This window comes from Beijerinckia mobilis, from assembly GCF_000745425.1.
GTDB classification, from domain to species: domain Bacteria; phylum Pseudomonadota; class Alphaproteobacteria; order Rhizobiales; family Beijerinckiaceae; genus Beijerinckia; species Beijerinckia mobilis.
This window is the reverse complement of sequence record NZ_JQJH01000040.1, coordinates 1-14,075: the sequence shown is the minus strand read 5'-3', so window position 1 is coordinate 14,075 and position 14,075 is coordinate 1. Positions and strand designations below refer to the sequence as shown.

11 protein-coding genes are annotated in these 14,075 nt (G+C 57.4%); 1 reads left to right on the top strand and 10 read right to left on the bottom strand.

Features of this window, described 5'->3' with window-relative positions:
• The 10 genes from DL88_RS17880 to DL88_RS17835 form a co-directional block, all read right to left on the bottom strand.
• Window positions 1–257 (bottom strand): transposase (locus DL88_RS17880; protein ID WP_034992387.1); only part of this gene is annotated, 257 nt, incomplete at its 3' end.
• Window positions 258–405: 148 nt separating this feature from the next.
• Window positions 406–1,824, bottom strand: coding sequence for a pyruvate kinase (gene pyk / locus DL88_RS17875; RefSeq protein WP_034999269.1), 1,419 nt, complete (start codon window positions 1,822–1,824; stop codon window positions 406–408).
• 48 nt (window positions 1,825–1,872) lie between these two features.
• A complete protein-coding gene (locus DL88_RS17870; protein WP_034999267.1) occupies window positions 1,873–3,507 on the bottom strand; it encodes an NADP-dependent glyceraldehyde-3-phosphate dehydrogenase in 1,635 nt (544 codons plus the stop codon).
• Between the two features lie 103 nt (window positions 3,508–3,610).
• The gene (gene eda / locus DL88_RS17865; RefSeq protein ID WP_034999265.1) at window positions 3,611–4,255 is read right to left on the bottom strand and encodes a bifunctional 4-hydroxy-2-oxoglutarate aldolase/2-dehydro-3-deoxy-phosphogluconate aldolase; all 645 of its coding nucleotides are present in this window, start codon (window positions 4,253–4,255) and stop codon (window positions 3,611–3,613) included.
• Window positions 4,252–6,090, bottom strand: coding sequence for a phosphogluconate dehydratase (gene edd / locus DL88_RS17860; RefSeq protein WP_034999263.1), 1,839 nt, complete (start codon window positions 6,088–6,090; stop codon window positions 4,252–4,254). Before edd ends, eda begins: the two co-directional genes overlap by 4 nt.
• A gap of 31 nt (window positions 6,091–6,121) precedes the next feature.
• On the bottom strand, window positions 6,122–6,847 hold the full coding sequence (pgl, locus tag DL88_RS17855) for a 6-phosphogluconolactonase (protein WP_084705277.1): 726 nt from the start codon (window positions 6,845–6,847) through the stop codon (window positions 6,122–6,124).
• Complete coding sequence (zwf, locus tag DL88_RS17850) at window positions 6,844–8,322, bottom strand: glucose-6-phosphate dehydrogenase (RefSeq protein ID WP_034999278.1); 1,479 nt, start codon at window positions 8,320–8,322, stop codon at window positions 6,844–6,846. The genes pgl and zwf overlap by 4 nt, the downstream gene beginning before the upstream one ends.
• Before the next feature lie 124 nt (window positions 8,323–8,446).
• Window positions 8,447–9,754, bottom strand: coding sequence for a sugar MFS transporter (locus tag DL88_RS17845; protein ID WP_051956150.1), 1,308 nt, complete (start codon window positions 9,752–9,754; stop codon window positions 8,447–8,449).
• A gap of 82 nt (window positions 9,755–9,836) precedes the next feature.
• On the bottom strand, window positions 9,837–10,832 hold the full coding sequence (gene glk / locus DL88_RS17840) for a glucokinase (protein ID WP_245270950.1): 996 nt from the start codon (window positions 10,830–10,832) through the stop codon (window positions 9,837–9,839).
• A 582-nt stretch (window positions 10,833–11,414) separates the two neighbouring features.
• Window positions 11,415–12,695, bottom strand: coding sequence for an ROK family transcriptional regulator (locus DL88_RS17835; RefSeq protein WP_169741604.1), 1,281 nt, complete (start codon window positions 12,693–12,695; stop codon window positions 11,415–11,417).
• Window positions 12,696–13,335: 640 nt separating this feature from the next.
• Between DL88_RS17835 and DL88_RS17830 the strand changes: the two genes are divergently transcribed.
• The coding region (locus tag DL88_RS17830; RefSeq protein ID WP_210165334.1) for a carbohydrate porin at window positions 13,336–14,075 on the top strand (740 nt) is incomplete at its 3' end.

Genomic DNA, 14,075 nt, shown 5'->3' with positions numbered 1-14,075 from the left:
GCTTCGCGGGCAAGTGCCTCAAACATGGCATCGAGAACACCCATCTCGATCCAGCGATAATAGCGCCTCTTCACCGTCGCGTAGTCGCCAAGCCGCTCGGGAAGATCTCGCCAGCGCCCACCTGAGCGGGCCATCCAAAGCAACGCATTGAGGAACTTGCGGTTGTCCGTGCGAGGTCCGCGTTTGCCCTTACCCCCGCCTGGGACCAGTGGCCTCAGGCGCTCCCACTGGTCATCGCGCAGTTCATCACAGTCCATGGCTGATCTTTCAAAAATCAGCGTTGAATCTGATTTGCGCCTCTCTGGGAATCCCCAAAATATTAAATCGTCACTACCGCCTAGACTTGTCCGGGATCATCGTGCCGCTCTCTTCGACATCAGGCAGAAGCTATGTTTCCACCGACGTTCACGCGGGCAATTGCGCGATCCTGAGCAGATTGGTCGATCCCTTGACGCCGAACGGCATGCCTCCGGCGATGGCGATGAGATCGCCTGAGGTGGCAAGGCCCTCCTGACGGGTCATGGCGCAGGCGTCGTCGACGATATCGGTAACATGGTCGAACTGGCGCGAAAGCATGGGATGGGTGCCCCAGACGAGGGCAAGGCGGCGGGCGATGGCGCGTTCCGGCGTGAGGCTGAGGATCGGCGCGGCTGGCCGTTCGCGCGCCGTGCGCAGGCTGGTGTAGCCGGAGGTCGTATAGGTTACCAAAGCGGCGATCGGCAGGATGGCCGCCGAACGCTGCAAGGCATCGCAGATGAGGTCGGAGACCTCCGGCTGCGGCGCGGGGTTCGCGGCATCGAGGCCCGCGCGATAGTGCGGATCGGCTTCCACGGCTTCGATGATCCTGTTCATGATCGCCACCGCCTCGACGGGATAATGTCCCGAGGCAGTCTCGGCGGACAGCATGACGGCATCGGCGCCTTCATAGATTGCCGTTGCCACGTCGGAAGCTTCGGCGCGCGTCGGCGTCGGTGCCTGGATCATGGATTCGAGCATTTGCGTCGCCACGATCACGGGTTTGCCCGCCGCACGCGCCGCATGGACGATGCGGCGCTGGACGATTGGCACCTGTTCCGGTGCCATTTCGACCCCGAGATCGCCGCGCGCCACCATGACCGCATCGGCGCCGGCGATGATCGCCGCGAGCCCCTCGATGGCGGAGGGCTTTTCCAGCTTGGCCATCAATGCGATGGGCCGATTGGCAAGGGTCCGCACCTCATCGAGATCCTCCGCCCGTTGCACAAAGGACAAGGCAATCCAGTCGGCCCCGAGTGCCAGCGCGAAGGCGAGATCGACCCGGTCCTTTTCGGTCAGGGCCGAGACCGGCAGCACGGCGCCGACGACGCTTACGCCCTTGCGTTCGGAGAGTGGACCGCCGACAACGACCCGCGCTACGGCGGATGCTTCATTGGCTTCCTCGACCACCAGGCGCAGCTTGCCGTCATCGATCAGCAGTTCGACGCCCGGCTTGAGTGCGGCGAAGACTTCCGGATGCGGCAGCGGAACCCGCTCCCTGGTGCCGGGAGCGGGGTCGAGGTCGAAGGCGAAGCGGCTGTCCTTCTCGAGCATCAGCGGGCCCGCGGCGAGCCTGCCGATGCGCAGTTTCGGACCCTGCAGATCGGCCAGCACGGCAATCGGGCGTCCTGTTTCCGTCTCGAGTGCGCGGACGATCTCGTAACGCGCCCGGTGCTCCTCATGGCTGCCATGGCTGAAGTTGAACCGGAAGACATCGGCTCCCGCCTCGAACAGGGCGCGGATGGCCTCCCTGGAGGAGGTGGCGGGCCCAAGCGTCGCGACAATTTTGGCACGGCGATAACGGCGCATGATCAGAACCGGCCCGGGGCCGTCTCCCTGTCAATGGTTGCGATGCATTCAGAAAACGAATCGTGTGTTGATGAACTTCGACTTGTGATTAAGGACGATATCATCGAGCAGCTTCTTGCTGTCGTCAGTCTGTTTGGCGGCGATCATCGAGCGGATCGAGAATGAGCGCAGCGCATCCGTCACTGACAGCGTGCCCTCGGCGGAATCCTTGCGCCCCGTGAAGGGAAACACATCCGGCCCGCGCTGGCACTGGCAGTTGAGATTGACCCGGCATACCTGATTGACCAGCGGATCAACGAGTTCAGCGATGACATCCGGATTGACGCTGAACAGCGACACCTGCTGGCCATATTCGGAAGAGATGACATAATCGAGCGCGGTCTCGATCGTGTCGAAGGGCGTTACCGGCACCACCGGGCCGAACTGCTCCTCGCGATAGAGCCGCATGCCTTCCTTCACTGGATAGACCACCGCGGGTTCGAAGAAGGTGGCGCAGGAGGCGCCGCCCTCAGCATTGACGATCCGTGCCCCCAGCGCCAGCGCGTCCTCGACGAGATCGTGCATGTGCTGGGCCTTGCCGATATCGGGTAAAGGCGTCAGCGCCGCCCCCTTGTCCCACGGCATGCCGCGCCCGAGCTTGCCGAGTGCGGTGACGAAACGCTGAAGGAATTCGTCGACGATGGAGCTGTGGACGAGCAGCATCTTCAGCGCGGTGCAGCGCTGGCCATTGAACGACAGGGCGCCGGACAGGCATTCCCGCACCGCCAGATCGAGATCGGCATCGGGCAGGACGATGGCGGCATTCTTGGCGTCGAGCCCGAGCACCGCGCGTAGCCGGTTGACCTTCGGATGCTGCTTCTTCAACTCATCGGCGACTTTGCTGGAGCCGATCAGTGTCAGCACATTGATCACGCCGGTATTAAGCAGCGGCGGGATGACTTTGTGGCCCTGGCCATAGACGAAATTGATGACGCCCTTGGGAAAGGAGGTGCGGAACGCCTCGATGAGCGGGGTAAACAGAAGCACGCCCCAGCGCGGGGTTTTGAACACAACCGTATTGCCCATGATCAGGGCCGGTATCAAAGTCGCGAATGTCTCGTTCAATGGATAATTGAACGGGCCCATGCACAAGACGACGCCGAGGGGCGTGCGGCGGATCTGGCCGATCGTGCCTTCGACCATGACGAAACGGGAATTGTCATTGTCGAGATCGCGCACGGCATTGATCGTCGCCTTGATGTAATCAATGGTGCGATCGAATTCCTTCTCGGCATCGGGCAGGTTCTTGCCGATCTCCCACATGATCAGCCGCACGACCTCGGCGCGTTTTTCGATCATCTTCCGGGTGAAATCCTGCATACAGGCGATGCGTTCGGCAATGCTCATCGTCGGCCAGGTGCCGCGCCCCTTGTCATAGGCCGCGACCGCCGCATTGAGCGCGGCGAGGCTTTCGGCCACTGTCGCCTCGGGAAATCGGCCGATCTCGCAGGGTTCCAGCGCCTCGCCGCGGCGCAGATAGACTGGCGAAATGACGGTGCGCATCGGACCAGTCCATGGCCGCAGCTCCCCGCCGATCAGGATCATCTCCTGAACCACCGGTTCGGGCAGCGCATAGGCAGGAGGAATATCGCCTTGCGCTGGAAACAGGTCCGCGAGAGGATTGTGCTGCACAGACATCGTCATGACACATCTCGTCAAGTTTAATGGAAGAACAGGTCTTCTTGCTGTTAGGTCCGCAAGCCCGCCGCACATGCAGCGCTCCACCCTCCCGGCAAGGCAGAGATTGTCATGGCTTCAGGGCTCTTGCTGCGGCGCTCGCTGTGGTAATGGCGACCCAATCCTTCGCCGCGATCTGATCGCGTTTCAGCATCCAGGAGCCGCCGACACAGATGACATTCGGCAAAGCGAGATAACGGGGGGCGCTCTCCAGGGTGATGCCGCCCGTCGGACAGAATGTGAGCTGGGGCAAAGGCGCTGCAAGAGCTGCGAGATAGGTCGCGCCGCCGGCAGGCTCCGCCGGAAAGAATTTGGCATGGGTCAGGCCGCGTTCGATCAGGGCCATGGCTTCGGAGGCCGTGGCAATCCCCGGCAGCAGCGGCAGGCCCTCGCCCTCAGCCGCATCAAGCAGACGATCGGTCGCCCCGGGAGACACCGCGAAACGGGCCCCGGCTTTGTGGGCGGCGGCGAGCTGGGCCGCCTCGAGTACGGTGCCGACACCGGCGATCGCACCTTCGACCTCGCCGGCGATCGCCCGGATCGCCTCCAGCGCGACCGGTGTGCGCAGGGTGACCTCAATGGCCGGCAGGCCGCCCGCCACCAGCGCGCGGGCCAGAGGTACGGCATCGGCCAGCGTCTCGATCGTCACCACCGGCACCACCGGCGCGAGGCTCAAGAGTGCGGACAAGTCTCGGTATTCGGAAGCATGAGTCATGCGGCCCCTCCGGTAAAAATGCTGGCACCCTGATCGGCCCTGCCGACGGCAGTCCGGAACGGCGCGAACAGGTCGCGCCCAACGCCCTCATGCGCCGCACTCAAATCCTCGGCCGCCAGAGGCCGCGCCGCCCATTCCTGCGCGTCGACCAACACGGACAATGTGCCGGCTACAGCATCGAGCCGGACAAGGTCGCCATCGCGCAGACGCGCGATCGGGCCGCCTTCCACCGCTTCCGGCGTGACATGAATGGCGGCGGGCACCTTGCCGGAAGCCCCCGACAGCCGCCCGTCGGTGACCAGCGCCACCTTGAAGCCGCGATCCTGCAGACTGCCGAGCGGCGGCATGAGCTTGTGCAGTTCCGGCATGCCGATGGCCTTCGGTCCCTGGAACCGCACGACCGCCACGACATCGCGCTCAAGCTCTCCGGCTTTGAAGGCGGCCTGCAGGGCTTCCTGCGAGTGGAAAATCCGTGCGGGCGCCTCGATGACATGGCGCTCCGGCGCGACCGCAGACGTCTTGATGACGGCGCGGCCGAGCGAACCGTTCAGCAGCTTGAGGCCGCCCGTCGCCTGGAAGGGGTCGGCGACTGGCCGCAAGACGGCGGGATCGCCGCTCTGTGCCGGAGCATCGCGCCAGACCAGCGCGCCGTCCCCATCGAGGCCCGGTTCCTGCGTATAGGCTTCCAGGGTCTGACCGAACACCGTCCCGGCATCCCGATGCAGAAGGCCGACGTCAAGCAGTTCCCGGATCAGGAACCCCATGCCGCCCGCCGCATGGAAATGGTTTACGTCGGCGCTGCCGTTGGGATAAATCCGCGTCAATAGCGGGGTCACCTCGGCAAGGTCGGCAAAATCCTGCCAATCGATGAGGATCCCTGCGGCCGCGGCCATCGCCACCAGATGCAGGGTGTGATTGGTCGAACCGCCCGTCGCATTCAGCCCGACGATGCCATTGACGAAAGCGCGTTCGTCGAGCAGCCGGCCGATTGGCGTATATTCATTGCCGAGCGCGGTCAGCGCCAGTGCGCGTGTCGCCGCGGCCCGTGTCAGGGCCTCGCGCAAGGGCGTATCCGGTGTGACGAAAGAGGCGCCCGGCAGATGCAGGCCCATGATCTCCATCAGCATCTGATTGGTATTCGCCGTGCCGTAGAAAGTACAGGTGCCAGGCGCATGATAAGATCGCGCCTCGACATCGAGCAGCGCCTCGCGCCCAACCTTGCCTTCGACGAACAGCTGGCGCACCTTGGCCTTCTCGGGATTGGGGATGCCCGACGGCATCGGCCCCGAGGGGATGAAGACGGCCGGCAAATGACCGAAGGAAAGCGCGCCGATGACGAGACCCGGCACGATCTTGTCGCAGATGCCGAGATAGACCGCGGCATCGAAGGTCTGATGCGACAGTGCCACGGCGGTCGACAAGGCGATGACATCGCGGGAAAACAGCGACAGGTCCATCCCCGCTTCCCCTTGCGTGATGCCATCGCACATCGCCGGCACGCCGCCGGCCACCTGTGCCGTACATGCAGCTTCACGCGCTGCAGAGCGGATCAGTTCAGGATAATGCTCATAAGGTCGATGCGCCGAGAGCATGTCGTTATAGGCAGTGATGATTGCGAGATTCGGCGCAACGCCGCCGCGCAGGACACCTTTATCTGCGATGCCGCAGGCCGCAAATCCATGTGCCTGGTTCGCGCAGCCTAGATGCGAACGTTGCGTACCGTCCGAAGCAGCCTTTCCGATACGTTCGAGATATCGCGTTCGCGTGTCGTGGCTGCGTTTGACAATTCTCTCGGTAATGGCGCCGACGCGCGCATTCATTTCTCTATTGGTCATCGATGTCTCCCTTTTTCAAAGGCCGACCGCATCAGGGACACCAAAAGACTTCCACGGGTCGCAAAGCCTCGTGCAACACCGCGCGGATAGGCAAGGCTTGGACAGGCCCAGAGCCTTCCGCCTTTTCAAAAACCTTAAGCTTTTCCTTGTCCTCGATATGCAGCCCGATCCAATCGGCATACGCCAGGAGCGGCAAAGTCAGCGTCATCCGTGGCTCTGGAACATTCGGCGCGCGCATCGGTTCAATGGCCTTTGTCGCAGCCGGATCCAATGCCGCATCCAGGCGATGGCCATAGGGGAAGTAGGATGCCGTATGGCCGTCGGGGCCCATGCCGAGCACGATCGCGGCAAAGGGCAAGGGGAGTGCGTTGATCGCGCTTTCGATCTTCAGACAAGCCTGTTCCGGAGTGGCATCACCGGTATACAGTGGCAGGAAGCGCGCCGCCGCTGCTTTATTGCGCAACAGACATTGCCTGACAAGGCGGGCGTTCGACCTTTCCGAAGCTTCATCGACCCATCGCTCATCGACAAGCGTGACGTCGATACGGTCCCAAGCGATCTCGCGCAGCGAAAGGGCCTGCAGAAACAGGGCGGGCGTCTCACCGCCGGACAGCGCCAACGCCGCCCTTTCGCTCCGCTGCAGTCTATTCTCAAGTGCGATAGCCACATTCTCAGCCAGCGCATCTGCCAGCGCTTGCCGATCAGCGAATATATATACCGGATGTTTGGCGCCGCTCGGCACTTTATGATATGTCATCCGTCATCCCCTATCCAGTTGCGCCCGTCCCGCTCGATGAGAGCAATGGACGCCGAGGGTCCCCAACTGCCTGCGATGTAGGAGCGTGGCGGCTCCCTCAGCTCGTTCCACGCATCAAAGATAGGATCGATCCAGTTCCACGCGGCTTCGACTTCATCGCGACGCATAAACAAGGTCGCATTGCCACGGATGACATCCATCAACAGACGCTCGTAAGCTTCAGGTGGATCACCGCTGAACGCTTCGGCAAAACTCATGTCCAGCGGCACGTGTTTGAGACGCATGCCACCTGGTCCGGGTTCCTTGAGCATCAGCCAGAGCTTGATCCCTTCATCGGGCTGGAGACGAATGGTGAGCCGCGTTTCCGCAATAGGGCCGGTTTCCCGCAGAAAAATTGAATGTGGGATACGACGGAAAGCAATGGTGATTTCCGAAACACGCCGCGGCATACGCTTTCCGGTTCTCAGATAAAACGGAGTACCCGCCCACCGCCAATTCGCAATCGCTGCTTTCAATGCAACAAAAGTTTCCGTATTGCTTTGTTCCTGACCAATTTCATACAGGTAACTTGGTACCGCTGCACCATCGCTGACACCGGCGCGATACTGGCCACGGACCGTCAAACTTGTGACATTTGTCGAATCAATCGGGGTCAACGCTTTCAGAACCTTCAGCTTTTCATCTCGAACGGCATTCGCGTCGAGAGAAACAGGCGGTTCCATCGCAATGAGGCAGAGAAGCTGCAACAGATGATTTTGTACCATGTCACGGAGCGCGCCCGATTTGTCGTAATAGGCTCCCCTTCCTTCGACACCGATCGATTCCGCCACCGTGATCTGTACGTGATCGATGTGTCCGGAATTCCATAATGGTTCGAACAAGGCATTGGCAAAGCGCAATGCCATCAGGTTTTGGACTGTTTCCTTGCCGAGATAATGGTCGATCCGGTAGATTTGCTGCTCGGCAAAAACTTGTCCGATCACATCGTTGATACGGCCGGCGGAGATACCATCATGTCCGATCGGTTTTTCGATGATAATGCGTGCTTCTTCCGTCACCAGGTCATGAGCCGCAAGCCGTTTGACGATAGGACCCACAAGGTCCGGACCAGTCGCAAGATAAAAGGCGCGCACGCGGTTTTTGTTATCATTCAGTCTGGCGACCAACTCCGCCCAGCCGAGTTCTCCAAGGGCATCGACATTGATATAATCCACGAGTTTGATAAAGCACGCCACCTCATCAGATTGTTGCATCGAACCGTGACAGACATGCGCGAGCGCCTTTTCGACGGCACCGCGAAATTCATCTGTCTGCATTTCCTGCCTGGCCACCGCGATAATTCTCGTCGGCTTATGAAACTGTTTGTCGAGAAACCGCCGAAACAAGGCTGGAAACAGCTTGCGATAGGCAAGATCGCCAGTGCCACCGAACACGACAAGATCAAAAGGCTCAACCGTAACAATTCGTGATGACATGGCGATATAGCCCAATGAAAGTGTGATGCAGGTTGATACGATAGAAGATCACTGTGAGAGCCTTATCGGTATCAATGCATAGCGGTTGAAACGGTATTTCAAATCGCAAGAGACAAAGACCGATTCAGGGATGCCCGTGCCCTATTGCAAATTCGGGTTGCTCGGAGGTGTCCCTCCGCCTCGTATACCATCCGAAAGAGGCGATCGTCGCATAGCTGATGGCCGGTACGGCGAGAGCCGCGGAAAGCCCTATTCTGTCGGCGACGAAGCCGGTTAGAAGCGGTAGAATTCCCCCGCCCACGATTGCCATGCAAATCAGACCCGACCCTTCTGGAGCCCTCTCACCAAGGCCGTCACATGCCAATGAGAAGATCGTTGGAAACATGATTGAATTGAACAAACCGACGAGAAGAATGGACCAGCCCGAAAGTAGACCAACGGAATTGGCAGATATGCCCAGCAGAACCAGAACAATGATTGCAGCGACCGACAAAACCTTGCCGGGAGAAAAGATACGCAACAAGGCGGCACCGACAAAGCGTCCGATCATGGCGCCACCCCAATAAAAGGCGACGAATTCACCGGCCGTACGTGCGTCGATCGCGAATACGCTTGGTTGCATCAGGTAATTCACAAGCAGACTACCAATAGAGACTTCCGCGCCGACATAGGCGAAGATTCCAATCGTACCGAACACGAAACGGGGGCGTCGAAGCAAATCGACTGCGGAAAGCAATCGAACCTTTTTCGTCGACACGCTTCTGAGTTTTCCTCTGTTGATCCATACCGCTAGGGAAACACAGGCAAGGATCGACGCGATGCCGAGATAGGTTTGTACGATTGTATGCGTTTCCGTCGCGCGGAAGGCGGCCAAGGCATCCCCTGCCAAAGACTTTTGATCGGTACTGGAAAGTGATCCTAGAATTATCCGCGCACCGATATAGGGCGCGACGGTCGTGCCGAGCGCATTGAAAGCTTGAGCAAAGGTGAGACGGCTATGCGCTGTACTTGGATCGCCGAGAATTGAAATGAGGGGATTTGCCACAACCTGAACAGTCGTGATCCCGATGGCGACGACGAATAATGCAAACAGGAAGATCGCGAAGGTAGCAGACAATGATGCCGGAATAAACAACAGGCATCCCAATGTCATCGTAAGAAGGCCGATCACGGCGGACGCCATATATCCAAGCCGACGCACAAGATAGCCTGCCGGCATGGATACCAGGAAATATGCTGCAAAGAAGACCGATTGTGTCAGCATAGCCTGAGTATAATTAAGCTCGAATAAGCCTTTTAACTTCGGCAATAAAATATCATTCAGACTGGTTATCCCGCCGAATATGAAAAATAGAGAAAAAACCAGAAGCCGAAGATAAAGTATTTGCCCGTTTGATTGCTGACTTTTGATAGATGTGGATGAACTGTTCACTCTTTGCCTCCCATGATCAGTTGCTTTTTCAACAACCTTATCATCGGAAAACCCGACGGCTTTCCTAAGTCTCTCTCAGTTTTTAGCCAGATTGATTGTAATTATTTGCAGTATATTTGTCTGCAAATGCGGCCGCGGCTCCATAAAGACCGGGCTGCGGATGCGTGATAAGACGAATGGGAATTTCGGTCATCATGCGCGCAAACCGGCCCTTTGCGACGAAACGCTCGATAAAGCCGGATCGTGAAAGGAAATGCGCGATACGCGGGGCTATGCCTCCTGCGATGACAACCGCCTTGGCACCTTGAGCCAGGGCGATATCGCCTGCGACAGACCCCAGACTCAGGCAGAAACGATCAAGCGCGGCAGCTGCAAGACTATCCTTGTTATTGACGGCAAGTTCCCACAATTTGGTGTTTTCAATTGCCTCAACCGTCATGCCCTCGACTGAAACGAGGGCCTCATAAATATTGCTCAGGCCCGGGCCGGAAATCACCCGCTCTACGGAAACGCGATTATGGCGTTGACGCAAATATTGGAGAATCTCATCTTCCAAACTGTCGAGCGGTGCGAAATCGATATGACCGCCCTCGCATTCCATCACATGATATTGGCCGTTTCGGCGAAGAATTTGCGCTACGCCGAGACCAGTTCCAGGCCCGATGACGCTAATAACCCCGTCATCTGGTAAGGGTCGATCGGGACCGCCCACAAGAACAAGTTGTTTTTCGTCCAATTGCGTAACTGCATGAGCAATAGCGCCAAAATCATTGACGAGAGTCCATGCCTCTACATTCAACTTTTCCGGGATCAACGCCGGCCGGATGATCCAGGGATTGTTGGTCAGCTTTAACACATCGCCATCGATTGGACAGGCCATAGCTATTGCCGCCGCGCGAGGCATGGGTTTTCCGACTTCTTCTGCGAAGGCTTGCCATGCCAGTTGAAAGCTCGCGTGCTCAGAGACTTTCATTGTAATGGGGTTGTGCATTGCAGTCACTCGACCGCCAGCCACCTCGGCAACAGCAAATCTCGCGTATGTGCCTCCGATATCGACGGCTATGGTCTGCACGATCACATCCTCCCTGCGCCTGAGTCGTTTAACCAAGCCTGGTCACACAGGTTATTTGAGAAGGGCAGCAGCTGGTGAATGCTGACCCATATTTATGTATTAGTATTATTCATAAATAGGGGGATTTTCCTTGTCAAGCGCCGCCAGTTTCTGCCGAAAGAATGAGATCGGTGCAGCTCTACCCGTTTCGCCGCAGGGCCAGTGAGCATGGGCAACGAGTTTTTTCGGGAAATGGCTTCCTTTCGAATCTCGAGTATGGAGTCACGGCCGCTCATACCTGCGGTCTGTCTACGATCATATTGATAATTTATGGAAATTTGAGGTGACGCTATAGCGTGGCCGAAAACGGGTTTGCCTGAAGGCTCGTTTCATAACCAATTGCCGCAAAAGAGAGGCCTCTCTTTTCAAACGGAGAGGGGCGGCCTTGCTAGAGGTGAAGCAGCGCCAAAGGAAGCGGCTTAATTTTTGATGATAATGTCATCAAAAATTGTGCTTGGCTACGCGGCAACTTTATGTTTGAGAAATTGGTTCAAACTTCGTGATTTTATGCCTTACCGGCCGCGAAGCGTTCAGGCTAACCTCTGTGTCTCACGAGACGCGTGTCGTATTTGGCTGCTGAGTGATCTCAATCGTTGCCCCGACTGCGGAACTCCACGGTTTCCGGTAGAGACCTTCGAGCACGAGGGAAGCTGCCCCGCGAGCCCACACTTCATCATTCCAGTCGTGCAGGATAATTTCACATCTGCCCTTCAAGACGGACAGCGTGCTGCCAGCGACTGCGGCATGAAGAGACGGACCGATGAGATCCATCGCATGCATGTTTGTTCCTGAAAGAATAACTTTTGCTGGGTCAAGGATATTAATGAGATTGGCGATCCCCAGTCCGAGGATTTCCCCCACGTTCTTAAAGATTTCCTGGAGTTTTTCGTTGCCGCCTCTGGCCATTCGGATCACATTTTCCACGGCCGCCGCCACTGCGGCTTCATCGTCGGCGGGAGGCATGTCCATGACCTTCCTTGCCTCGCGCAAGATCGCATAATCGGCTGTAAACGCTTCGATGCATCCATTTTGTCCGCAACGGCAGCGAGGTCCGTGGCGATCGATTTTAGAATGCCCAAACTCCGTCCCAATATGATGATGGCCGCGATACAGATCACCATTGATGAACAATCCCATACCGATGCCGGCATCGATAAGAATAACCACAAAATTGTCGACATCCTGACCGTGCCCGAACCACCGTTCCGCCAGGGCGAGCAGGTTCGCGTCATTTTCGAGGGTGACGGGCAAGTCCAGATGTTGACGCAGCATATCGGAGAACCGAACGGCGATAGGATCAGCAGCGAGAATGGGGCTCCAATAGGAAATACCTTCCTCCGAATCGATGAAACCTGGGAGCCCGATGCCAACGCCTGCGATCTGATCAAGCATCAGACCCGCCCGCGTGATAACAGCGCGAATTCCGTCATCGAGAAGTGTCGCAATTGCCTCAGGCCCAAGTCGCCACGGTCTAATGGGTAAAACCAGCTGCGCCAGAGGCTCGGCACGCAAATTCGTCACGACGATAATCACTTGATGCATCGCCAATTTGGCTCCGACAACAAAAGCGGCATTTGGATTGAGCCGCAACAAATTTGTCGGTCGCCCTCTGGTTGCGGCTGCCGATCCGTCAACGCCTTCTTCGCAAACGAGGCCTTCTTGCAATAAACCGGCGACAATTCCCGAAATCGTAGAGCGGCTGAGACCGGTATGCTTGCCAATATCGGCACGCGAAAGCGGCTCGAAACGGCGAACCGCATCAAGAATATTGAAGCGGTTGATGACTTTAATGAGTTCGGTATCCCCGCCTTTTATCGCTGGTTTCGTCAACAAAAGCCCCTTTCGATTTCGAGCGCAAAGACGCTTTTGGGCCGCCACTTCCGGATATTAACCAATTTTCCTGATTTCTTTCCTCTATTTAATGCTTAATCCGCTCCAATTGAAGTCAGGCGCGCTGCGAATCTGGCCGTGGGATCGAAATCACATCCTCTTGACAGCCAGTGACCATGACGTAATTATATCTGTGTCTAAGACATAAATAGTCGGACGAAATTGACCCCTCGAGCATCAAGGGGGAAGCCGAGACCAGTAATGACGCTGGGGAGTAACAGGCAGACTGACATGCATTCACGATAAGTAAATGATGTTTGGATCAATCGAAAACGCCACATCTGCCCGGATCAAGGTTTCTCTAGTCTTGCCTTAACAACATACTCAAGCCAGCGTTTGCGTGTATGTCACCAGGCGGCATGTCCCTTATTCCATCAATGTCTTGGACCTGTCACCGCTGAAATGGCGTGTACACAAAGTCTCGCCGAGAATGCCTCATTGAGCCTTTGCTACACCGACGGTGCTATCACGATGCCACACCACACCTCTTTGATCCCGACGTGTCGAGGGACAGCGAGAAAAGGTATTGGTCATCGCCTAAACAAGAATAGGCAAATATAAATTAGGAAGAGGGAGGATCATGAAAACCATAAAATGGGTGATGACGAGCCTCGTTTGTATTCAAACATCGCTCCTCTTTGTCACGCCCCATTCTCCAGCTTATGCCGCAGATATTGTGAGACAACCTTCGGTAAAAGCCGGCTCTACTGCCGACGATTTCTGGACGCGAGATCATCTATTTGGCGATATGGGAGGCCTGCGCACACAGCTTCACGACATGGGCATTGATTTCCAGATCGGCTATGTCTCAGAGAGCGTGACAAACTGGACGGGTGGCAAGGATCAATATGTCGTCAATGCCGGACAGGCGACCTTCGGCACGACCTTCGACCTCCAGCGGCTTCTGGGCGACCCCAACGCCATATTCCAGATCACATTGACATCGCGCAGCGGATCCAGCCTCGGCAATGCCGCTGACCTCGGAACTTTGATGGGTGTCAACGAATTGCATGGACGCGGCAATATCGTCCGCCTGACCCAGTTCTACTATGATCAGACCTTTGCGAACGGGACATGGGACTGGAAGATCGGCCGTTTGACGATCGGCGAGGATTTCGCCGCCTTTTCCTGCGACTTCATCAATCTCACATTCTGCGGCAATCCCAGCGGCAATATGCGCGGCAATTACATCTACAACTGGCCGGTCAGCCAATGGGGCACGCGGATCAAGACGCTCATCCCCGATTTCGGCTATGCGCAGGTCGGTATCTATGATGTCAACAAGGCCTATCTCAACACGGCTCCGCAATATGCGCTGGC